Origin of the sequence: Microcoleus sp. Pol11C2 (assembly GCF_036701505.1) — a bacterium.
GTDB lineage: Bacteria > Cyanobacteriota > Cyanobacteriia > Cyanobacteriales > Microcoleaceae > Microcoleus.
Window position 1 is genome coordinate 21493 of record NZ_JAUBQX010000035.1, and the last position, 21818, is coordinate 43310.

At 44.9% G+C, this 21818-nt stretch carries 19 protein-coding genes and 1 riboswitch; of the genes, 10 read left to right on the forward strand and 9 right to left on the reverse strand.

Annotated features, from left to right (window positions below; translation table 11 throughout):
• Window positions 1-67: 67 nt before the first annotated feature.
• Window positions 68-2653, reverse strand: coding sequence for a PAS domain S-box protein (locus QUA42_RS18935; RefSeq protein ID WP_333139096.1), 2586 nt, complete (start codon window positions 2651-2653; stop codon window positions 68-70).
• 102 nt (window positions 2654-2755) lie between these two features.
• Between QUA42_RS18935 and QUA42_RS18940 the strand changes: the two genes are divergently transcribed.
• On the forward strand, window positions 2756-3013 hold the full coding sequence (locus QUA42_RS18940; protein ID WP_333062580.1) for a hypothetical protein: 258 nt from the start codon (window positions 2756-2758) through the stop codon (window positions 3011-3013).
• 591 nt (window positions 3014-3604) lie between these two features.
• On the opposite strand, the gene QUA42_RS18945 is transcribed toward QUA42_RS18940, so the two are convergent.
• Window positions 3605-5740 (reverse strand): ATP-binding protein, encoded by a 2136-nt coding sequence (locus QUA42_RS18945; protein WP_333139098.1) that lies wholly within the window; start codon window positions 5738-5740, stop codon window positions 3605-3607.
• 147 nt (window positions 5741-5887) lie between these two features.
• Complete coding sequence (locus tag QUA42_RS18950; RefSeq protein WP_333139100.1) at window positions 5888-6232, reverse strand: slr1659 superfamily regulator; 345 nt, start codon at window positions 6230-6232, stop codon at window positions 5888-5890.
• Between the two features lie 445 nt (window positions 6233-6677).
• Here QUA42_RS18950 and cynS point away from each other — a divergent pair, with 445 nt between their 5' ends.
• From cynS to QUA42_RS18965, 3 genes are all read left to right on the forward strand, one after another.
• Window positions 6678-7121, forward strand: a complete 444-nt coding sequence (gene cynS, locus QUA42_RS18955) for a cyanase (RefSeq protein ID WP_333139101.1) — start codon at window positions 6678-6680, stop codon at window positions 7119-7121.
• A 227-nt stretch (window positions 7122-7348) separates the two neighbouring features.
• Complete coding sequence (gene clpX, locus QUA42_RS18960; protein ID WP_333139103.1) at window positions 7349-8731, forward strand: ATP-dependent protease ATP-binding subunit ClpX; 1383 nt, start codon at window positions 7349-7351, stop codon at window positions 8729-8731.
• A gap of 55 nt (window positions 8732-8786) precedes the next feature.
• The gene (locus tag QUA42_RS18965) at window positions 8787-9389 is read left to right on the forward strand and encodes a type IV pilin-like G/H family protein (protein WP_333139105.1); all 603 of its coding nucleotides are present in this window, start codon (window positions 8787-8789) and stop codon (window positions 9387-9389) included.
• Window positions 9390-9417: 28 nt separating this feature from the next.
• Here QUA42_RS18965 and QUA42_RS18970 read toward each other — a convergent pair whose 3' ends face one another.
• Both QUA42_RS18970 and QUA42_RS18975 read right to left on the reverse strand, forming a co-directional pair.
• Window positions 9418-10692 (reverse strand): protein kinase domain-containing protein, encoded by a 1275-nt coding sequence (locus QUA42_RS18970; protein WP_333139107.1) that lies wholly within the window; start codon window positions 10690-10692, stop codon window positions 9418-9420.
• A gap of 205 nt (window positions 10693-10897) precedes the next feature.
• The gene (locus QUA42_RS18975; protein ID WP_333139109.1) at window positions 10898-12940 is read right to left on the reverse strand and encodes a serine/threonine-protein kinase; all 2043 of its coding nucleotides are present in this window, start codon (window positions 12938-12940) and stop codon (window positions 10898-10900) included.
• A 134-nt stretch (window positions 12941-13074) separates the two neighbouring features.
• Window positions 13075-13221: riboswitch (cobalamin riboswitch) on the forward strand.
• A 22-nt stretch (window positions 13222-13243) separates the two neighbouring features.
• On the opposite strand from QUA42_RS18975, the gene QUA42_RS18980 reads away from it, so the two are divergent.
• The 4 genes from QUA42_RS18980 (at window position 13244) to QUA42_RS18995 (ending at window position 17261) form a co-directional block, all read left to right on the forward strand.
• Complete coding sequence (locus QUA42_RS18980) at window positions 13244-13654, forward strand: DUF1636 domain-containing protein (protein ID WP_333139110.1); 411 nt, start codon at window positions 13244-13246, stop codon at window positions 13652-13654.
• 190 nt (window positions 13655-13844) lie between these two features.
• A complete protein-coding gene (gene cobW, locus QUA42_RS18985; RefSeq protein WP_333139112.1) occupies window positions 13845-14879 on the forward strand; it encodes a cobalamin biosynthesis protein CobW in 1035 nt (344 codons plus the stop codon).
• A 182-nt stretch (window positions 14880-15061) separates the two neighbouring features.
• On the forward strand, window positions 15062-16033 hold the full coding sequence (locus tag QUA42_RS18990; protein ID WP_333139114.1) for a GTP-binding protein: 972 nt from the start codon (window positions 15062-15064) through the stop codon (window positions 16031-16033).
• Between the two features lie 139 nt (window positions 16034-16172).
• Window positions 16173-17261 (forward strand): WD40 repeat domain-containing protein, encoded by a 1089-nt coding sequence (locus QUA42_RS18995; protein WP_333139115.1) that lies wholly within the window; start codon window positions 16173-16175, stop codon window positions 17259-17261.
• A 263-nt stretch (window positions 17262-17524) separates the two neighbouring features.
• On the opposite strand, the gene QUA42_RS19000 is transcribed toward QUA42_RS18995, so the two are convergent.
• Window positions 17525-18361, reverse strand: coding sequence for a metal ABC transporter permease (locus QUA42_RS19000; RefSeq protein WP_333139116.1), 837 nt, complete (start codon window positions 18359-18361; stop codon window positions 17525-17527).
• A 96-nt stretch (window positions 18362-18457) separates the two neighbouring features.
• Window positions 18458-19177: a metal ABC transporter ATP-binding protein gene (locus tag QUA42_RS19005; RefSeq protein WP_333139119.1), complete on the reverse strand. Its 720-nt coding sequence runs from the start codon at window positions 19175-19177 to the stop codon at window positions 18458-18460.
• A gap of 90 nt (window positions 19178-19267) precedes the next feature.
• On the opposite strand from QUA42_RS19005, the gene QUA42_RS19010 reads away from it, so the two are divergent.
• Complete coding sequence (locus tag QUA42_RS19010; protein ID WP_333139121.1) at window positions 19268-20344, forward strand: metal ABC transporter solute-binding protein, Zn/Mn family; 1077 nt, start codon at window positions 19268-19270, stop codon at window positions 20342-20344.
• A 117-nt stretch (window positions 20345-20461) separates the two neighbouring features.
• On the opposite strand, the gene QUA42_RS19015 is transcribed toward QUA42_RS19010, so the two are convergent.
• Entirely contained in the window at window positions 20462-20722 is a 261-nt protein-coding gene (locus QUA42_RS19015) for a DUF7219 family protein (protein WP_006631574.1), read from the reverse strand.
• 289 nt (window positions 20723-21011) lie between these two features.
• Window positions 21012-21179 carry a metallothionein gene (locus tag QUA42_RS19020; protein ID WP_333081421.1) on the reverse strand — a complete coding sequence of 56 codons (168 nt, stop codon included), beginning with the start codon at window positions 21177-21179 and terminating at the stop codon, window positions 21012-21014.
• Window positions 21180-21325: 146 nt separating this feature from the next.
• Here QUA42_RS19020 and QUA42_RS19025 point away from each other — a divergent pair, with 146 nt between their 5' ends.
• A complete protein-coding gene (locus QUA42_RS19025) occupies window positions 21326-21736 on the forward strand; it encodes a metalloregulator ArsR/SmtB family transcription factor (protein ID WP_333139157.1) in 411 nt (136 codons plus the stop codon).
• Window positions 21737-21818: the final 82 nt, after the last annotated feature.

Below are 21818 nucleotides of genomic sequence, written 5' to 3' on the forward strand. Positions count from 1 at the left end.
CCGTCTACACCCTACATTTACTCTTTGGCTCGCGGTGAGCCGTAAACATCCTACCTTTAAAGTTGTTTTATTTTCCGTCTTGGCTAATAGGTTGCTTCGGCCAAGTAAACCGAAAAGTTGCTCCCTCACCTTCGGCAGATTTGATAGAAATACTGCCGCCTTGACCTTCGACAATTTTTTTTACCAGCGACAAACCAATCCCAGTATTTTCAACTTTATCGCGAGCTTCCAAGGTCTGAAAAATTACAAAAACTTTATCGTGATATTGAGGAGCAATCCCCGGCCCGTCGTCCTCTACAGAAAACTCGTAAAAATCATCTAACTCTTTAACCGATATTTTTACATGACCCGCTTCAGCTCGGTTGTGCTTAATTGCGTTGCTAATTAAATTAGAAAAAACCTGCTGCAACAGCAATCTTTCGGTCACAAAAGTTGGCATTCCCGGTTCAACTTTCACCTCAAATCCCGAGGGTGGCGCCAACGAATCAATAATTTCTGCTAATAACTTCTCAAGTTTTACCATTTCTGAAGGCACTTGAATCCTTCCGACGCGGGAATATTGCAGCAGTCCCTCAATCAAACCTTCCATCCTGTGAACTCTGCCGCGCAGCAGGTTCATTTGGTGCAGAGTATCCTCTGTCATCGACTCGCTGAGGTCTTCTTCTATCCAACTGCTGAGATTGGCGATCGCCCTGAGTGGCGCTTTCAAATCGTGAGAAACTACATAAGCAAACTGGTCTAATTCTTGATTCCGCTTTTTTAAACTATTCGTCGTTTGAGCTAGATTTTGGGCTGTCAACCTCAATTCTTGAGCGCGCAACCGCAGCGATTCCTCAGCTTGTTTGCGTTCCCTAATATCTTCAATCACACTCATCAGAAATTGGCTGCCATTTTGTTCTCGCAGCAGGGAAACCGTTAAGTTTGCCCACACCAACTCTCCGTCTTTGCGGATGTAGCGCTTTTCCACAGAAAAATTTTCAATTTCTGCTGCTAACAATTGGCGCAAAAGTTCCAGTTCGCTTGCCAAATCTCCAGGCCAAGTAATATCCTGAAATCTTTTCTCCACCAATTCTTGCCGGCTGTAGCCCAAAATTTCGCAAAGTTTTTGATTGACTAAGAGAAATTTGCCTTCCACAGTCGCTTGAACCATGCCTACTGCCGCCTGCTCAAAAGTAGCGCGAAACCGCTGCGCGCTTTCGGCTAAAGCAATTTCTGAGCGTTTGCGATCGCTAATATCGTTGCTGATTTCCAAAATAGCCACTGGTTGATCTTGATCGTCGTACTGCAAAGTCCATCGGCTTGCCACCGTTATTTTTGTCCCGTCTTTCTTAGTTCGCACCAGTTCTCCTTGCCAAGAACCCTTCTCGAAAAATACTTTTTGAATTACCTCAAAAGGTTGGGCCCATTCTGTTTGTAAAAGCTTGTGAATATTTTTTCCTATTGCTTGCGACTTCCGCCACCCGTAGAGCCACTTCGCCCCCAAATTCCAATAAGAAATCGCCCCATTTAAGTCTAGTACCGCGATCGTATCATTTGCCAAATCCAGCATTTGCGCTTGCTTTCGCAGAGTTTCCTCGGCTTGTTTTCGTCCTCTGGCATCGCGGCAAATCGCAATAAACAAGTGTTGATTTGCCAGACGCATTTCGCTGACAGCCAACTCCATCGGGAACTTGGTTCCGTCGTGCCGAATTCCAACTGTTTCTTGCTGGTAAGTCTTCAGCCTAGTATCTGGATGTAACACAAAATATTCGATCGAATAATCCCCCACGCTGCTGTGCGGTAGCGGTTGAGCTATCAGCCGCCGCAGGTTAGAGCCAATTATTCGATCGGCTTTCTCGCCAAAAATCTTTTCTGCTGCCCTATTAAAAGACTCAATATTTCCCTGTGCGTCCAAAGTAATAATACCGTCAGCCGCATTGTCTACCACAGCTTGAATGCGACTTTTACTTTCTTCCAAGCCAGCTTCCCGCTTGCTCAATTCCTTCTCTAAACTATCAAATAAATACCAGGAAGCCCCTGCACCCAAACAGCCGGAAAGTAAACCCGCAACTTGCACAAAATTAATGAAATCTACCAACTCCCCTAATTGCCTATCTAGACTTTTCTGGTAGGCTTCGCCGGCATTAGCAAACACATTAATTTTTGCGCGCAGGTTCTCCCTCCTCAATTTGCCTTGAGTGAACACCTCAATTATTTCCGGCGACTGCATCCTTATTGCCGAACTGTCCAGCTTATTCAAAGTGTTTTGCAAGAAATTTATATGCTGTTCGGTACTTTTTTTAATTTCTTCAAATCGCTGAGCTTGCAGTTTGTTTTCTTGAACCAAAACGTTGAGTTTAGCCAGCAGCGGAGGCAAACTCTTCTTTGCTTCTAAGTAGGGTGATAGAAATTCGCGGCGCTTTGTCAACCCATAACCCCTAACGCTCGTTTCCGCATCCACCACCAGGGTTATCATGCGGTTAGTTTCCTGAAGTAATGCCTTATTAGTATCTCCTCGCTTTCTTATCTGTATGGCACTATCCCGGAGGGCTGCAATTGCTAGCAGCGAAGCAAACAGAAAACTCAGCGGAATAGCAATGATGACTGTTCCCCGCTGGCGAATTGGTCGGTCTGTCCATACAAAGTGGAGGCAGCGATCGAGCAAATACTTCACGGATATTGAAGGAGAAAGTTTGCTGCCAGTATATCGTTTTTTGACAGTTTAAGCTATGGATAAGTTTGTTTTGTTTGGTTTGACGATCGTCGGGGACTAACCGTGGAAACTAGATTAGACCCCTGCGATATCTACCTGCTGACACTAACAGCAGATTTTTTGGCACGGTGTTTAAATGGAGGCAGGGAAAAAGAAAGGACTTTTTTCGACACCGAGACAGCAGGCGAAGCAGAAACGATCCTTTCTGCTTTACCTTCGTTTTCGCCTTCGGCTTCTGCTTTTAAACTAGAGTCTGTTTCGCAAGTGTTTGGAACACTTGTAACTACAGTAGTCCACCTGCCTGTAGCCGGATCGCGATAACAAGTAAAAGGGTTTATTTTTAGCGGTTGACTGCAAGGTTTAATCATGTAGATGCACTCCTTTGATTCTGAGAAATTGTGCATTGCTTTCAGCAGCAGTGCTATCTCGCCCGTAGAAGCAGTATGAAGGCAAAAAGCAGAATTGTGTTTCTGCGTCCAGAGACTTGAGAAAATTCCTGATTTCCTGTTAAATTTTGCCTTCTACTGCTTCGCGACCATAGCATTACTTTTACCAAATTGCCTTTCTGGAAGCAACCCCCCACCGCCTTAATTAGGTTGAGGTGGGACTTGTGAATGCAGCGAGGCCCCCTATCGTGCCTGCAGGACAATCTTGGAATAATATAGGTATTCTAGGCTGAAAAAAAATGCTACTGTGTGATCGAAAACAGAGGTTGATCGCGATCGGTGTCACAATAAAAAAGGGAATGGGTAATTGGTAATGGGTAATTGGTAATGGGGGAATGGGTAATGGGGGAATTATTCCATCTTTTGCCATCCGTTAAATCCGTTAAATCCCCTACACAATTCCTGGCAAAACCCCCACCCATTAAATCCCTTAAATCCCATACATTGCTAGTTGCCCAATTTGCTTCTAACTAATATCAACTTTTGTCTTTAAATGAACAGTAAAAGTAGAGCCAACATCCAACACACTCTCAACAGTGATATCGCCGCCCATCATCTGGCAAAACAAGCGACTAATGGCTAATCCTAAACCGGTGCCACCGTACTTGCGAGTAGTCGAAGCGTCCCCTTGAATAAAAGGTTGAAACAAACCCTGCTGCTGTTCTGCCGACATTCCAATCCCCGTATCAGATACCTGCAAATAAACCCAATCGCTCTCGCCGGCTGGTTCGCGAGTCGCGCTCAACAGAACCGTTCCACCTTCGGTAAACTTCAGGGCATTCGAGAGCAAATTAAACAGAATTTGCCGGACTTTAGTCAAATCTGCATACATCACTCCCAAATTTTCAGAGCAAGAAACTTGCAATTGATTGTGATTTTTTTCGACCAAAGGGTGCAAAGTTGCAACGACTTCTTCTATTAAATTACTGAGGTCAAATTTTTCTAAATAAAGCTCCATCCGACCAGCTTCTATCTTAGAAAGGTCGAGAATATCGTTAATTAAAGTCAGCAAATGTTTGCCAGCGTTATAAATTTTTTGGGTATCGGGAATGATCTCTTCGAGTCCCGATTCTCGTGCTTCTTCTTGTAGCATTTCGCTGTAACCGATAATCGCGTTGAGCGGCGTCCTCAGCTCGTGGCTCATATTGGCTAAAAAAGTGCTTTTAGCTCTCGAAGCTGCTTCAGCTTTGTGTAAGGCTTCTTGCAAGGCTATTTCGGCTCTTTTGCGCTCGGCAATTTCGATGCGGAGCAGTTTATTGGCGGCGGTGAGTTGAGCGGTGCGCTGATCGACCGTCATTTCTAGCTGCGCTTTCGCTTTGGAGAGTGCTTCCTGAGCCCGCTGGCGCTCAAATCCTTCGATCGCCAGCGCTACTAAATTTGCCAAAGAATCAGCGAAGGTGCGTTCCTCCAGAGCCCACTGGCGGGGCGCGCCGATATGTTCGAGAGAGAGGATGCCCACGATCTGGCCGCCGAGCCTAATTGCTACATTTAATATGGAGGAATTCGGCTTGCTGGCATTTGGCAGCACACCGGAATGTTCGGCTAGGGAAGATGAGTGGGACAAATTTGTTTGTAGAGAGTTTTGAGTCTTTGTCGTAGGTTCTAAACCATTGTCCGATCGCACATTTTCGCCCGGTGCGTCGCCTTCAACATCTAAAATTGATAAATTTAAATCGCTTGCCGATATGGACTCCCGGCTCAAATGATTCTCCTGGGTGCGATCGTATACGTCAAGACAAACTAATTTGAGGTTGGGCATTTTAAACTTAGAATGATTCACCCCCTCGTGTTGCTCTGGGGCAGCGGCCTCTGTATCGAGTGGCTCTGTTTGGTTCTGGGCGAGAACTCTCTCGGTAAAATTTAGCTGATCGCTGGGGTACCGAGTTCCAAATCTTCCATGGTTGTAAAGCCAAACGCTGACTTTTTCCACATCCAAAGTCCGGGCAGCAGCCTCGGTAATTTCGCGAATTCCCACATTCAGCGCACCGCTGTTGAGAGTCCTCTGCCTACCTAGCTGCAACAAAGCCAAACTCTGGCGACGGAGACGCTTTTCGCTCTCTTGGAGGGTTTGTTCTGCTTCCTTGCGCTGGGTGAGGTCGTACAAGGCGCACAATGCCGTCTGCTGCCCGTTAAACACCAGCGACTGAACCGAGATCATCGCCCAGAAAGCGGTGCCGTCTGATTTTTTGCAGTGGATTTCGTAGTTTTGGAGGTATCCCTCTTTAGCAAGTGCCTCAAGTACCTTTGGGCGATCGGCGGGGTTAAAGTAAAAGTCTGGAGTGCTGCAGCCGATCAATTTTTCTAGGGGTATGTTCAGGAGAGAAGCCAATTGAGCGTTCGCATACATAATTAAGCCGTCACAGAGGCGAGAAACTAATATCGGCACGGGAGTTGCCGAGGCGATCGCCCGAAATTGCTCTTCGCTTGAACGCAGCGCCAACTGAGCTTTGCTCAGCAAGTGAGCTTCCATCGTATCTGAATGTTCGGTGGTAGTCTCCAGCAAAAGTTCTAGGTCAACCTTTTCGCGCTTCAAGTTTTCAAGTTCCGCACTCAGCCGCTGAACGTCGAAAAGTAGCTGTTCTGTCGATGGTTCTTCCTGCATAGCAATTGAAAATTGGTAATTTTTAGTCGGTTCTGAAGTTTTTTAGGGTTTTGTGCTAGTTTAACTATGACTTATTCCGATTAACTTCAGCCACCCTCATCCTGGTTCTCGCACTTAGCCGGGGATTCCTGTTTACCTTTTTCGTTATTATTCCAATTCTAAGTGCAAGGAAGGCATCAGCCGCTGCAAGTTTTTCAGGGATTTTATCTGCCAGGGGATCTGTTTAGAACCTTTGATGGCGATTTGAATATTTTTTTGCTGGCGCACTTTGATCACAAATTTTGAGACAATATTAATTCCAGAACTATTTAAAAATTCTAGCTTTCGCAAGTCTAGAGTCACCGTGTTTGGGCAGGAGTCAGCCACTTCGTTGAGCAGATCGACGATGGGTGCGTATTCTTCCACCTGGCTGAGTCGGAACGAGCCACTACAGGTGACTGTTTGCGTAGCGCGATCGTACTGGATCGTGTAATCTTTGGTCTGAATCTCCATACTTTTGTCAGTTGCCTGTTTTGAGTGGTAAAGGCGCTTTGGTTGCGTGAGCGAGGATTGAGCTTCAGGCTAGCACGATCAAAATTCAGCCGTTTGCCGAATGCCGAAGGCCTTTGCGTGTGTAACTTTTATTACATATACTGCCAACTGTACCATTGCCACAGGGCAGTTATGAGTTATTTTAGGATTTATCGGTTGTGATACCAGTTGGAATAAAGAATGCAACTGTTGACTAGCTCTCAACCCTGGTAGTCATCAGTCATTGCCAATCTCAAATCTCAAATCTCAAATCTCAAATTGTATGAGTTGCGGGGGTTAAGGAGACCAACTTTTGCTGAAGTTGCGAGCTATCAATTCGATTTTTTTCTCAACTTAGTATTGACAAAATTACCAAAATGTGAGACATATTTCACATCTGACACAGAAGTGAAGGGGAGAATATTTAATGGCAATTTCAGGAATTACAGAAAAGCTTTTGGCGGCTAAAAAAGCTAAGGGAATTAGTTTTGGAGATTTGGAAAAAGTTTTGGGGCGCGACGAAGTTTGGATTGCCGCGGTTATTTACCGTCAAGCTACCGCATCACAAGATGAAGCCGAGAAAATTGTCTCGGCTTTAGGACTAGATAGCGAGACGGCTGCGGTTCTCTGTGAACCTCCGTTAAAAGGTTCTTTGGATCCCTCGGTTCCGGTTGACCCCCTGATTTATCGTTTCTATGAAATTATGCAAGTTTACGGGATGCCGCTCAAAGCAGTGATTCACGAAAAATTTGGTGACGGGATTATGAGCGCGATCGACTTTAGTTTGGATGTCGAGAAAGAAGCAGACCCAAAAGGCGATCGAGTGAAAATAATTATGTCGGGAAAATTTTTGGAATACAAAAAATGGTAAGCCCGCGCCACTTTATTTTCAAGAGAAAATGAAAAATTCAAATTTGCTCGAATGACTCATGACTAATGACTAAAGCCTCAAAAGTGTTAACTTAGAAATAGAGATCGCGAAGCTTGACTGGCTTGGGTGTCCGATCGGGAAACCCTTCTAGGGCAAAGCTAAGGTCGCTCCCGCGGCAACTTCCCCAGTCGAAACAAGCAACCGCAACCGTAAATTAAGAGGCAAATATGTCAAAATATGACTCCCATCTCAGATGCTCCTTTTGCGGCAAGTCGCAAGAGTACGTCCGCAAGTTAATAGCTGGGCCCGGCGTCTACATTTGCGATGAATGCGTGGAACTGTGCAATGAAATTTTAGAGGAGGAGTTCTTTGACTCCAGTAAAACAATTGGTCAACAGATTCCCCAATCAGAGGTGCGAGAGTCTCAGGGACAAGGAACGCGGCGCCCGGGTCGATCGAATAAATCGAAAATCGTTTTAGCTCAAATTCCAAAACCAACAGAGATTAAGCAGCATTTAGACAACCACGTCATCGGCCAGCATTCAGCAAAAAAAGTCCTTTCTGTAGCAGTTTATAACCACTACAAGCGCTTGAGCGTTGACCAAGCTAAAGATAGCGACAAGTCTTCCCCTGACAGCGATGTAGAATTGCAAAAATCAAACATCCTGCTAGTGGGCCCCACAGGTTGTGGCAAAACTTTGTTAGCGCAAAGTTTGGCGCAAATGCTCGAAGTTCCGTTTGCGGTAGCCGATGCGACGACACTGACTGAAGCGGGATATGTCGGCGACGATGTAGAAAATATCTTGCTGCGGCTGTTGCAAATGTCGGATTTTGATGTCGAATCGGCGCAGCGGGGCATTATTTATATTGATGAAATTGACAAGATTGCTCGCAAAAGCGAAAACACTTCGATCACGAGGGATGTATCGGGAGAAGGAGTTCAGCAAGCGCTGCTAAAAATGTTGGAAGGAACAGTGGTTAATGTTCCCCCGCAAGGCGGCCGCAAACATCCTTACCAAGATTTTATTCAAGTTGACACTAGCAAAATTCTATTTATTTGTGGCGGTGCTTTTGTCGGTTTGGAAAAAATAGTTGAACAGCGTTTGGGTAAAAAATCTTTGGGCTTTATTCAGCCAACAGAAAGCGACAGCAACTCGACTTTGCCGGCGAAAGATAAGCGGGCCGCTGATATTTTGCAGCAGGTACAGCCGGACGATTTAGTCAAGTTTGGTTTGATTCCTGAGTTTGTGGGGCGGATTCCGGTGGTAACGGTGATTTCGCCGCTGGATGAAGCAGCTTTGATGCAGATATTGACTGAGCCCCGGAATGCGCTGGTGAAGCAGTATCAAAAGCTGTTGAAGATGGACAGCGTGGAATTGGAATTCCAGCCGGAAGCGCTACGGGCGATCGCCCAGGAGGCCTATCGTCGCAAAACTGGCGCGAGAGCTCTCCGCAGCATTTTAGAAGAGTTAATGCTGGATGTGATGTACGAGTTGCCTTCTCGCAAGGATGTGGCTAACTGTACGATTACTCCTGAAATGGTCGAGAAGCGATCGACTGCTGAATTGCTGTGGCATCCCGCATGGCACAAACAGCACGAAACTGCATAATTTGTAATCTGTAGGGTGCTTGTGGCGCACCCTACAAGCTTGGCAAATTTACTTTATGACAGTTAAAAAAATGTCAGTCAATGTAGCTAAAGCCAGTAAAAAATCGAGATTGCCAGTATCCAGTTTGCTGCCGAGGATTGCAATTTACAGCGCGCTTGTGGCTGGCATCATGGCGTCATTTTACGATTTCAAACTCAATAGGATCGTCCCCCCCCCGTCCCCGGCAACGGCTAAGATGAAATTGTTAGAAGCCAGAGGCTTTATTGCAAGCATCAATAGAGGGCAGCAAGCTTACTATGCAGAATACGGTCAATTTAGCGATTCCATTGCAAAATTGAATTTAGGATTTAAAGAACAGACCAAGAACTATAATTACACGATAGTCTCATCAATGGGCCCGGTTCAAACTAGGCACAATCACCGCGAACCAGCACAATTTGAAAGCGCGATCGCGATCGCCAAACCTACTGATAGGAACCCCGGAAAATCCTACACGGGCGCAGTATTTGCTTACAAAGAAAAGGGTAGCAATCTAATAAAAACTATTAGTGCTATGTGCGAGAGCGATCCGGAGAACGTAAGTTATCCAGAAACTTGGATTCCGCCAACTTTTGACGGCAAAGAAATTGACTGCCAGCCCGGAACAACGTTACGGTGAAGTTAACTGCCAGCCCGGAACAACGAGGTTAAGGTAAAACCTTGAAACTCTTTTGCGTCACTTTTTGACCGTCTAAGTAAAATTGAAACTGCCAATTGCCGGGTTTGTCATCTTTTTGAAAATTGTACCAGCACCAAGTATTTAATCGATCGCCCGTCGTTTTTAAATAAGATTGACTCTGGGCTGCGAATAGTCCTTGAGGGTTGACAACCTTACAATAACTTCTATATTCTCCTTTTGGCAACTTAGTACCACTGACAGCAAAATAGACTTTTTTGTTTTGCCTCAAAGACCAAAAATCTCTAGTTTTTGTCGATTCTAGTTTGTCAGTTAACATCACTTGAGTCTGAGGACTTAACTTTTTTGCGTTGATTACTCGTTTGATATCGACGGCTGTTTTAGGTTCGGAAAATTTCCAGAGCACGGGAATAAAAATAGCAGCAATTACTGTTAATAATCCGACTGATATCAGTGCGAGTTTTGACTTGTTACGCTGCTGAACTACCTCTAGGGGAATCAAAGCATTGAGGGCAGCATCCGCCGAAAGATAGCGGTGTTTGAAATTAGGTTCCACCATTTTTTGCAGCCAGTCAAGAAATTCTGGAGTTAGCTGCAGCAAGCGATGTTTAAAATTAATCCGCCCGGTATCGTCCATCAAACTGCCAACTTCGGTAGAATTGATGCCGATTAGCAAGCAAATTAGCGTTGCGCCGAGACTGTATAAATCCGATGCAACAGTTAGCTGCCGATTGAACATTTGTTCTGGCGGCATAAAACCCAAAGTGCCTTTAACAACGCTGCTGGCGGCCACTTCTCCCCCGCCGATTCTGGCAAATCCGAAATCGACAAGGCTGACATTCATCCGGTCATTTACTAAAATATTTTCGGGTTTTAAATCTCTGTGGATGACTGGCGGAACCCGATTTTGCAGGTATTTGAGTATTTCTAAAACAGAGATAGCAATTTGCTTGATTTGTTCGGGCTTCCAGCGGTTAGAATTTGCCAAGGAAGGGGCATTTTTGTATTCTTGCACCATGCAGAAACCCGATGCAGTGGGGAAGGAATCTAAATAGCGGGGAATGCTGGGATAGTCGAGTTCTCGCAAAATCTGAATTTCTTGTTCGCACGCTTGATATTGAGCCCAATTAGCGCCTGTTTGGGCAAATTGAAATTGTTTGACAGCGACGGAACGTTTGGTATTAATTTCGGTAGCGAGATAAGTAACTCTACCGCCAGCGCGATTGTGTCCGAGTTCGCGGGTTATTTGATAGCCGTAGTTGGAAAAGTCAGGAAAAGCATTCATAGGTAAATAGTTGATAGTCGATAGTTGATAGTTAGTGGTTGAGAGTTGTGATAGTTAATAGCGAGGTTTTTAAAAGTGGGATTTAAAGCGAACTCTCGAAACAATCCGCCAACAACAGGCAGGAATGCAGACTCTTAATATTTGGTAAGGTTTGTAGTGAGGACTTCAGTCATTGAGGTTGAAAGTCCTTGCTGCGAACAAGTTTTTACGGTTTAATTAAATTTGGTCGGGATTTGCGATAGTTGGCAAGCATTCTTTTTGGTTGAAAAACGATCGAGTCAATTAACGGAATTCCAGTGACGGCTAGAGATGTCATTATCGTTCCTCCTACAACTAATATTTCTCTTGGTTCAACCCATTTTAATTGAAATTCTAAGCTTCTAAATAGTATAAATGCTACTGACAAACTCATACAAAATCCGGCAGTAAGAAAAGCTCTTGTGCTAGCATCTACTTCAAGGATTTGTCTGGCTATCTGCTCGTCAATCAGCTTGTTAAATACCGAACTGACTATCTTGTAAATCAGGGATGCCAGCGCTAGAATCAAGACGACTCTAAAGCTATTAGCATACAATGAAAATGATAAAAGCAGCATAATAACTGCTACTATCGTAATATTTTCGATCGTAACATTCGTAATTCTTCCTCCTAGTATTAAGGCTCCAAGTAAAGTTACTGCGAGCGAAACCAGCACTGATCCAGCATACACAAAACTTATTAATTGATTATCGATCGTACCCTTCGCAATATCAAAAACAATACTGGTTAATATGCTGCTAATAAAACCAGAAAAAATCAATCCTATTAACCCTCCACATAAAGCTAGAAACCAATTAAAATCATATTTTTTTGATTGGGCTGTAATGGCGATTTCGGCGACTAAAAATCCCAACAAGCCACTCGTAAAACAGATGGGAAGCAGGATAGTAGTAGTCCCAGAATACAAAAAGATGTCAACCTCCAGATAGGGGTAAGTATAATCAATCAAGGAAAATATCACAACTGTTACCAGCAAACAGCACATAAAAGTTGCTAAGCTCAAACAGAACATAAAAGTCAGCCTGAATACCGACAAAAAATTAGTTTTTTGCGGTACGGGCAGCGGGGCTGTTGTAGCTTGCAATTCTATTGTATAAGTTTCGGGTTCAGAATTTGCGCGCAAGATGATTTGGCGGTTGTAAGTTTGACATTCCAGCAATTTGTTCGTATCGACTGTGATTTTGCACTCGATATTATTGCTTTCAAATGCCTGCGGGTCAAAGGAGATCCAAGAGTGGTCGTAGGGCGTGTGGGGCGGATCGTTCGGATGCGGCGCGACTTCCCACCTGCCACAAAGCATTGTGTCGGGAATTGGGTTGCTAATTGCAATAGTTTGTGTTAAGATTTCTCCATATTCAGTAGCAGTGAATTGAATGCGACCGCGCTCAATTCTCACTTTCGGCAAGCTGCTGACATCCAAAGATTCTAGCGCAGTTAAAGCATCCGCAGCCGATGGATATCTGTCTTGCAGTCTCGGCGCTACTATCCTCTCCAACCAATTCATCCAACCTTGCTGCAACGGCGGTACTAAATGCCGAAAATGAATGCCATAATTAGCATCAATTAAATTACCGACATCCGCAGATTTCGTACCAGTTAACAAGCAAATCAGCGTTATCCCCAAGCCATAAAGGTCGGATGCTTTTGTTAATTGTCGGTTGAACATTTGTTCCGGCGGCATGAATCCCATCGTGCCTTTGACAACGCTGCTGGCGGCGATATTTCCACCTCCTAACCGCGCAAAACCGAAGTCTACTAAGTAAACATTTAACTGTTCGTCGATTAACAAGTTTTCCGGTTTGATGTCGCGGTGAATTATCGGCGGTTTCTGAGCTTGCAGGTAAACTAAAATCTCTAAAGTGGCGATCGCAATTTGTTTGATATCCGGCGGCGAAAAAGTCCGGGCGACAGCAGATTCGGCATTTTTGTATTCCTGCACCATGCAGAAACCGCTGTCAGTCTGGAAAGAATCGAGATAGCGTGGGATGCCAGGACGATCCAGATTTTGCAAAACTTTAATTTCTTGTTCGTAAGCTTCGTATTCTGCCCAGCTAGCCCCTAATTGGGCAAATTGAAATTGCTTAATTACAACGGATTTTTTTGTGTTAATTTTTGTGGCGAGATAGGTAACGCGGCCGCCCAAACTGTTGTATCCGAGTTCGCGGCTTATTTGATAGCCATGTTTGGAAAAGTCAGGAAAAGCGTTCATAGGTAATTACTATGGTTGGTAGTAAGGACTTTAGTCCTGAAGCCGTTATCTTATAAGGACTAAAGTCCTTAGTACGAACGAAACGATCGCTCCTCCAAACATAACTTTTTTGAAAAAAGGCGGCAAGTGTGATAGGATTTGATTTCGCGATCGGTTCTAGCGGGGAGCAGTCGCTAGAGGAAACGGGGAAAGTTCGGTGCAAGTCCGGCGCTGTCCCGCAACTGTAATGAAACGCTTGTTGTTTCTAAAGTCAGAATGCCCGCCGATATCTAACTCACTTTTGAACGCATCTGCGAGGTACGGATGATGGATGGAATTAACACGGCTGTACGCACAAAGCACAGTCTACTTGTTTGCACTGCTTGCGCTAGTGTTTGGAAAAACGGCAAGCGCGAAGGAAAAAGCGGCGGTCAACAATTCATGGAAAATTTGTCGCAACTCGCTAAAGATTGGGAGTTTTATGATAAGTTTGAGATTCAAGAGGTTGAGTGCATGAGTGCTTGCAGTCACTCTTGTGCGGTGTGTTTTGCTGCTGTTGGAAAGTACACTTATTTGTTTGGCGATTTACCAGCAAATGAGTCGGAAAGCGTCGAGGCTGTACTCGAATGCGCGGGTCAATACTATGCTAAACCCGACGGTTTGTTGCCTTGGTCTGAGCGTCCTCAAGCTCTGAAAAAAGGCGTTTTAGCAAAGATTCCACCACTACCAAATTAGATAGGTTTGTAGTAAGGACTTTAGTTTTTTCCCTTTCGTTCCCAGGCTGTGCCTCGTAACGCATACGCAGAGGCTCTGCCTCGTATTAAAAGCGCTCCTTTATTCCAGCGAGGCAGAGCCTCTAGATTAGCATTCCCAGGCACAGCCTGGGAACGAGATATCCCATCACCAAATCAGCACAAAATTATCAATGCACAAAATCCCTGTTACTGTCATCACTGGTTTTCTCGGTAGTGGCAAAACTACCTTAATTCGCCACTTATTGCAAAATAATCAAGGTCGCCGCATTGCTGTTCTGGTGAACGAATTTGGCGAAATCGGAATTGACGGAGAATTGCTGCGCGATTGCCAAGTTTGTGACGAAGAAGAAGATGTCAACAGCAATATTGTAGAACTAACAAATGGTTGTCTTTGCTGCACTGTTCAAGAGGAATTCTTGCCGACTATGCAGGAATTGTTGAAGCGCAGAGAAAAAATTGATTGTATTGTAATAGAAACTTCTGGCCTCGCACTTCCTAAACCTTTAATTCAAGCTTTTCGCTGGCCGGAAATTCGCACGGGTGCTACTGTAGACGGTGTTGTTGCTGTTGTCGATTGCGAAGCTATTGCTAGCGGTAATTTTGTCGGTGATATTGATGCTTTGATGGCACAGCGACAGGCTGATGATAGTTTGGATCACGAAACTCCGATCGAGGAATTGTTTGAAGACCAGTTAGCCTGTGCCGATATGGTACTTTTAACTAAGGTCGATCGCGTCGATGCGGAAACTCACAAGAAAGTCCAAAGCTGGTTGCAACAAGAGTTGCGTCCGAGTGTAAAAATTGTGCCTTGCAAAGGTGGCGAAATTAACCCTGATGTGCTCATGGGATTTAATGCGGCGGTTGAGGATGATTTGGAGTCTCGCCCCAGTCACCATGACACTGAGGAGGAACATGAACACGATGATGATATTAACTCGACTTACTTTATTGCCGATCGCGAATTTGAACCTGAAGCTTTGGTGAAAAAACTGCAATCCTTGATGCAGCAGGAGGAAATCTATCGGATTAAAGGGTTTGTGGCGGTTCCCAAAAAACCGATGAGGATGGTGTTGCAAGGTGTGGGCTCGCGGATAGAATATTTTTACGATCGTCCTTGGCAACCTTCCGAACTCCGCCAAACCAAATTAGTGCTGATCGGTCGAGAGTTAGAACGCGATCGAATTGCAGCTATGATTAACAATTAATTGTCATCTGAGAGGGGTGGGTTTATCGATATTTTGAATTGCAGCAAATATTATTGGTAAAACTCGCCCCGACAAGCTCTGACAAAGAATTTATTAACATTATTTAATATTGTGGGCGCTGCCAGCAGGTCTGGTGTACAATAGCGATAATGGTTATCATTGTACAATAATCGAGGTCAAGTATGGTGACTGCTGGGGCGATCGAATCAGTTCCTGTTACCGTTCTCACAGGCTATTTAGGTGCAGGCAAAACCACGCTGCTCAACCGCATTTTAACACAGGAACACGGCAAAAAAGTTGCAGTCATCGTCAACGAATTCGGCGAAGTAGGCATCGACAACCAACTTATAATTGATGCCGATGAAGAAATTTTCGAGATGAACAACGGCTGCATTTGCTGTACAGTCCGAGGCGATTTAATTCGGATTATCGGTAACTTAATGAAGCGCCGAGACAAATTCGATCACATAGTCATCGAAACCACAGGTTTAGCCGACCCCGCACCCGTAATTCAAACATTTTTTGTAGATGAAGATATGCGGGACAAATTGCTGCTAGACGCAGTTGTCACGGTAGTCGATGCCAAGCACATCTGGCAGCACTGGGACGCAGACGAAGCTCAAGAACAAATTGCATTTGCTGATGTAGTTTTACTAAACAAAACTGATTTAGTTACTGAGGAAGAATTGGCCGCATTAGAAAAGCGAATTCGCGCCATGAATGCAATGGCAAAAATTTACCGTACTCACAATGCTGAATTACAAATGGATGCTTTGTTGGGCGTTAAAGCATTTGATTTGAACCGGGCATTAGAAATCGAACCCGACTTTTTGGGCGAACACACCCACGAACACGACGAAACTGTTACCTCAGTAGCAATAGTAGAATCCGGTGCTATTGACGGCAACAAATTTAGCGATTGGATCGGCGAATTGTTGCGAACTCAAGGCCCGAATATCTTTCGGACAAAAGGCATTTTGAATGTTGCCGCAGACAACAAGCGATTTGTTTTCCAAGGAGTACACATGGTGTTTGATTGTCGACCGGATAGACCTTGGAAAGCCACCGAAACTCCTAAAAATGAACTCGTATTCATCGGTCGCAACTTAAACGAAAATCAATTGCGAGAGGATTTCCGTCGGTGTCTAGTTTAACTGACATCTTGAAGCATTTTTAATAAGCTTTTTAGGGACAGGCTTTTCGGCCTGTTCCCCCAGAATAAAATTCATCTCTTGTGGAACGGGCCGGAGAGCCCGTTCTTAAAAAGAGTGCAACATCTCAGGTTCAATAAATATGGGTAACAAAAAGACAAATAAAAGTGAACTAACCCTGGAATTTCACGCCAAAGCAATGCTGTCTGACTACGTAACTGCTGTTACTTGGTCGCCGGATGGCACAACTTTAGGAGTCTGTTCTGCTGCGGGCGAAGTGATGCTGGCGAAAGTAGGGGCAGTTAATGAATTGTCATTGCAAACGCTACAAACTGCCACGGCTAAATCAGCCGATTGCTTGTCTTTTTCCCGCGACAGCCAATTCCTAGCTGCTGGCGGACAAGATGGAAAAGTGCGAATTTGGCGCGTTAATTCTGGGGAATTAATTGCTGACTTGGATAACCAGCGCGTTTGGGTTGATAAGTTAGCTTGGAGTCCCAACTGCAACCAGTTAGCTTTCAGTATGGGTCGCTACGTTCAAGTATGGAATGTTGAGGATAATGTTGTGGAAGTAACGCTGAATTTCGAGTCATCATCTATACTCGATTTAGCATGGCATCCGATGGTTCAATATCTGGCAGTTAGCGGCTATCAAGGTGTCAAAGTTTGGCATGGCGAAGACTGGGACGAAGACCCGGAAATTTTATCAGTACCCTCTGCAACAGGTGCAATTTCTTGGTCGCCACAAGGGGAATATTTAGCTTGTGGCAATATGGACAATACTCTCATTGTTAATGAATGGGGCAATTTTGAACCCTGGGTAATGCAGGGTTTTCCGGGGAAAGTTCGGGAGTTAGCTTGGTCGGATAAAACTAATTCTTTGGGTGCGCCTTTGTTGGCTGTCGCGAGTTCTGAAGACATTTCAGTGTGGGAAAAACACGCTGATGAAAGTGTCGGTTGGGATTCTTGGGGGTTAGAAGTGCATGAAAATGTGGTAAATGCGATCGCGTTTCAACCTAACACATTTTTATTAGCTTCCGCTGCCGCAGACGGTCAAGTTTGTTTGTGGTCTGAAGCAGAACAATTGCTGCAAATTCTAGAAGGTGCAGAGGGCGGTTTTTCGTGTCTGGCATGGCATCCCGAAGGCCAGTTTCTGGTCGCGGGCGGCTGTGGAGGTGAGTTGCTGGTTTGGTCGCAATCTATGGGCGCCACAGAGTTCGGGGGGTGCTAAGTTGGTAGTATGGCGATCGCACCAGTTGGGCCAAACATAAAAATTGAAAACCTTGGTCTTGACAAAATGCTAAATTACAATAACATTTTAGTGGCTGCACTATTCTCAAAGGCGATCGACAATTACCACCCAACAGCAATTTCTCCAACCACTCTACAGTATTCTCGACCAAAACCACCTGCTGAAACACCCGTTCTACAAAATTTGGAACGAAGTAAACTCAACCTCGCAATCGCACAACAGATAGAGTGCGTCGAGGACTGTTATCCTCTCTTTCTTGTCAAAATTCCTTGACTGGGACTGAACAGCAAAGCTACTAAAAATAACCCAAAAATAACTAATACAATTGCCGCCCCAGACGGCATATTCAAATAATAGCTGCAATACATACCAGTCACGCTAGCTGTAATCCCAATAATTGCTCCCAATCCCATCATTAAATGCAGCTCTTTTACCAACAAATACGCCGTAATTCCCGGCCCGATTAACAGAGAAATTACTAACAGCGCCCCCACAGTTTGCAAACTCGCAACAATCGTCAGCGTAATCGCCGAAATCATGCCCAAGTAAATCCAGTTTACAGGTAAACCGCAGGCTTGCGCCCCCAGGGGGTCAAAAGTATAGAATAGTAGTTCTTTGTAAAGGAGTTTAACCGCCACTAAAATTATTAAAGTTATGACGAAAGTCTGCTGCACGTCAGCAGGTGCAACTGACAAGATATTACCGAACAAAAACCCGTCTAAGTCTAATTTGGTTGTCCGCAACAGGCTAATCAAGGTGACGCTAATTGCTAAAAATGTAGATAAAATTAAGGCCATGACTGCATCAATTTTGAGGCGCGATTGCGATTTAATCCATGCCATAATTACCGCGCTGATAATTCCCGATATAAACGCGCCGATCGAAATATTGAAACCTAAAGAAAAAGCTACTGGCAATCCTGCTAATACCGAATGGGCAATCATGTCAACTATCATTCCCATTTGCTGTACAATTAAGTAGGAACCGACAACGGCACAGAGAATTCCTAGCAAAATGCCGACGGCGATCGCATTTCGCATAAACTCGAATTGTAGTGGCTCAATTAGTAGGTTTAACATTGAATTACATCAATAATAGGATTTTTTTAACTACAATAAACTGCACAGGCGGGACCCCCGTGCCACAATCAACTTTAAAGATAAATCTTTTTTTGCTTAGGCAGCAACTAAACTTAAATCGTATCCATAGGCTTTTTGAATATTGGCTGCGGTGAGCACTTCCTGGCAGGAACCAGTCGCAATTAACTGCTTGTTGAGCAATAATAAATTGTCATACTGTTTTAAAGTTTCACCTAAATCGTGGCTGATTACTAGCAATGTTTTATTTTCGGCTTTTAGTTCGGCAAAAATATCGAAAATAATTTCTTCGGTTGCTTTGTCGATCGCGTTAAAAGGTTCGTCGAAGAAGAATAACTCGGCTTGTTGGGCGATCGACCTTGCTAAGAAAATCCGCTGCTGCTGTCCGCCAGACAGTTCGCCAATTTGTCGATCGCGCAAATCCCACATTCCCACCCGCAGCAAAGCAGCTTTCACCAATTCTTGCGACTGCTTCGAGGGCGATCTAAACCAACCAGTCTGGACGGTTCGCGCCATCATCACCGCATTCCACACCGTAATCGGATAATCCCAGTCAATTTGCGATCGCTGCGGCACGTAAGCCACCCGCGACAACTGTTCCTTCAGCAGCCGCCCCTGATATTTCACCAAACCCCGACAGGCCGGGATCAATCCCAGCATCGCTTTCACCATCGTGCTTTTCCCCGCGCCGTTGGGGCCGAACACACCAGTTAATTGTCCGGGATCTAACTGGAAATTCACGCTGCTGAGGGCCGCAATTCCGCGATAATTGACAGCCAAGTCTTGCACTTCTAGCATAATTAGAGATTTTGAGAACGATTCTTGTTCGTAGCTACTAGAATAGGATAACTCGAAAAAGCAATAACGATTATCGTTCCAAAGGTGAAAATGTTAAAGAACTTGGCTGGAAAAACCTGCAGATTGTGGGGTGCGAGTGTTTTGGCAATTGGCTGCGGTCTGGTTGCGTGCAGTGGAGGACAGAACGCAAGCAATCGCGCGCCGGAGAGTCCCGCCACAACTCAAACTCAAGCCAGTCCCGGCGGCAACTTGCCCAAAGTCGTGGCCACGACTGGCGTTATCTGCAACCTAACTAAAGAAATTGCTCAAAGTTCGATCGACACCACCTGTCTAATTGAGCCGGGAGACGACCCCCACGCCTACCAAACCAAGCCAGAAGACCGCAAAGCGATTGAAACAGCAAATCTGATTTTCTACGGCGGCTACAACCACGAACCCAGCATCATTAAGTTAATTGAATCTAGCAATAATTCCGCACCCAAAATCGCCGTCCACGAACTCGCCGTTCCCAAACCGCTGATGGGCAAAGACGAGCACGAACACGGTGAAGATAAAGCGGAAAACCAACCCCATGCAGAAGGCCAAAAAGTCCCTGACCCTCACGTTTGGCATAACCCTGAAAATGGCATCCGTATGGTAGAAACAATTCGCGATGAATTGAGCAAAGTTTCCCCCGCCAATGCTCAACTTTATACCAAAAATGCAGCAAGCTTAACAGATGAGTTGCAAAAAATAGATACTTGGATAAAAGCTCAAATTGCGACTATTGCACCCGAAAAACGCAAGTTAGTAACCACTCATGATGCTCTGAGTTACTATGCCGATGCTTACGGTTTGGAGATGGCTGGAGCTTTGCAGGGTGTGACGACAGAGGAACAGCCCACAGCAGCAAGAATTGCCGCATTGTCCTCAGAAATTAAGAGCACAGGAGTACCGACAATTTTTGCCGAAACTACAACTAATCCGAAGTTGATGGAGACTGTGGCGAGGGAGGCAAATGTCGAGATTTCCGACAAAGAACTTTACAGCGACGAGTTGGGCGGCCCCGGCACGGGTGCTGATACATATCAGGGAATGCTGAAAACTAATACTTGCGCGATTATTTCTGGCCTCGGTGGCAATTGTACTTCCTTTGCTGGAGAAAGTGCACCAAATCCCAAACCATAGAATTTTCTAAAGTTTGCCTACTAGCAAGCACCTTACCTTGGCTGAGTACGCAGAAAAAAGCAGCGCTCGCAATCGCAGGGGTTTTCGATTGCAAACGCTGCGTTGGTAGCGATGACTTTAAGGTGAATTTTGCTCCTCGGTACTGGGAGGTTTTTGGCCAATTCCTAATTGCTTCTTAGAGGATTTTAAGTCTTTCCAAAGCATCTTAATATCTTTATAGGCTTTCTCAGCGCTAATTTTACCCCCTGTTTCCAGCGAGCAAATATAAGTTATTTTTTGAGCAAACTCCTGCAAGTTGGCATTAAACGCCAAGTTTTCTGGCGTGAAATCACCGTAGTAGCGATTGCGAGGATGTAAAAAATCTTCCCGCTCTTTCATTGCCCCCTCCTAATTAAACTTTTGGTATTCAACTTTTGGTTCGGTCTCTGCTGTTAATAGCACTATTTGTACTCAGTATCGCGGCGCTAACTTGCTTCTATTGTATTGCGTAAGTAGCAATTGTGCTTTTTCGCTCTGTATTTAGTCTATTAATGCAGTCTTAACCTTAAGTTAGCTTTATCTTAACTTTTCTTTAACCTAAAAGCAAAAAAATTGGGAAATGCGCTGTTGGCATCTCCCTTTAGATATATTTGGCAGTTGTTGATTAACCTTTTCTGAAGCCGAATATTTATTTGTGGCACTCGCAGCCGGTGTGGCCGCAGCCTTGGCCGTTGGGGTGCCCGTCAGCGCAAGCACTGGAACAGTATGTTTTGCCGTCTTTTTCAATGGCTTCGCTGGGGCTGACAACGCACGAACATGAAGGACAGGCACATTTTGTTTGGGTGGCGGTAGTCATTTGAGCTTCTCCTGGTGGGGTTGTTTGTCTCTACTAATATATGAACACATATTCAGATATTAGTCAAGGTAATGTAAAAGTTTTGTTACAAAAGGTTTGCAGATCGCACTAAAATGAAAATGAGAATTAAAATTAGCCGGGAAAAGATGTCACCCAACTCTGCTGTTAATGGAGCGATAACTCAGTCTCACCAACAAAACGATACACCAATGTGCGATCGACCGCACCTAGTTGACCGTGTACGGGCAGGGGACATCCAAACACAAGTTCTCAACACCGCAAAAGCTCAGCGGATGGCTGAGTTTTTCAGTCTTTTGGGAGATGCGAATCGCCTACGGCTGCTATCGGTTTTGGCAAAACAAGAACTGTGCGTGTGTGACTTGGCTGCGGCGTTGAGTATGAGCGAGTCAGCAGTATCGCATCAGTTGCGGGCATTGCGGGCGATGCGGTTGGTAAGTTACCGCAAGGTTGGGAGACAAGTTTTTTATAGTTTACTCGATCGCCACGTTTTTGAACTTTACCAAGCCGTCGCCGAACACTTAGACGAAGCAGATTAAGCTTTTGGGCATTGGGCATTGATAATGGATTTAAAATTGTGTAGGGGCGGCTTTTACCAATAATTTCAGCCTAAGACCAATA

Bases quoted from the DNA above. Each gene is read 5' to 3' on its own strand.
- QUA42_RS18945 (WP_333139098.1), bottom strand. From the start codon at position 5,740: ATGCAGGAAGAACCATCGACAGAACAGCTACTTTTCGACGTTCAGCGG.
- QUA42_RS18950 (WP_333139100.1), bottom strand. From the start codon at position 6,232: ATGGAGATTCAGACCAAAGATTACACGATCCAGTACGATCGCGCTACG.
- cynS (WP_333139101.1), top strand. From the start codon at position 6,678: ATGGCAATTTCAGGAATTACAGAAAAGCTTTTGGCGGCTAAAAAAGCT.
- clpX (WP_333139103.1), top strand. From the start codon at position 7,349: ATGTCAAAATATGACTCCCATCTCAGATGCTCCTTTTGCGGCAAGTCG.
- QUA42_RS18965 (WP_333139105.1), top strand. From the start codon at position 8,787: ATGACAGTTAAAAAAATGTCAGTCAATGTAGCTAAAGCCAGTAAAAAA.
- QUA42_RS18970 (WP_333139107.1), bottom strand. From the start codon at position 10,692: ATGAATGCTTTTCCTGACTTTTCCAACTACGGCTATCAAATAACCCGC.
- QUA42_RS18975 (WP_333139109.1), bottom strand. From the start codon at position 12,940: ATGAACGCTTTTCCTGACTTTTCCAAACATGGCTATCAAATAAGCCGC.
- QUA42_RS18980 (WP_333139110.1), top strand. From the start codon at position 13,244: ATGATGGATGGAATTAACACGGCTGTACGCACAAAGCACAGTCTACTT.
- cobW (WP_333139112.1), top strand. From the start codon at position 13,845: ATGCACAAAATCCCTGTTACTGTCATCACTGGTTTTCTCGGTAGTGGC.
- QUA42_RS18990 (WP_333139114.1), top strand. From the start codon at position 15,062: ATGGTGACTGCTGGGGCGATCGAATCAGTTCCTGTTACCGTTCTCACA.
- QUA42_RS18995 (WP_333139115.1), top strand. From the start codon at position 16,173: ATGGGTAACAAAAAGACAAATAAAAGTGAACTAACCCTGGAATTTCAC.
- QUA42_RS19000 (WP_333139116.1), bottom strand. From the start codon at position 18,361: ATGTTAAACCTACTAATTGAGCCACTACAATTCGAGTTTATGCGAAAT.
- QUA42_RS19005 (WP_333139119.1), bottom strand. From the start codon at position 19,177: ATGCTAGAAGTGCAAGACTTGGCTGTCAATTATCGCGGAATTGCGGCC.
- QUA42_RS19010 (WP_333139121.1), top strand. From the start codon at position 19,268: ATGTTAAAGAACTTGGCTGGAAAAACCTGCAGATTGTGGGGTGCGAGT.
- QUA42_RS19015 (WP_006631574.1), bottom strand. From the start codon at position 20,722: ATGAAAGAGCGGGAAGATTTTTTACATCCTCGCAATCGCTACTACGGT.
- QUA42_RS19020 (WP_333081421.1), bottom strand. From the start codon at position 21,179: ATGACTACCGCCACCCAAACAAAATGTGCCTGTCCTTCATGTTCGTGC.
- QUA42_RS19025 (WP_333139157.1), top strand. From the start codon at position 21,326: ATGTCACCCAACTCTGCTGTTAATGGAGCGATAACTCAGTCTCACCAA.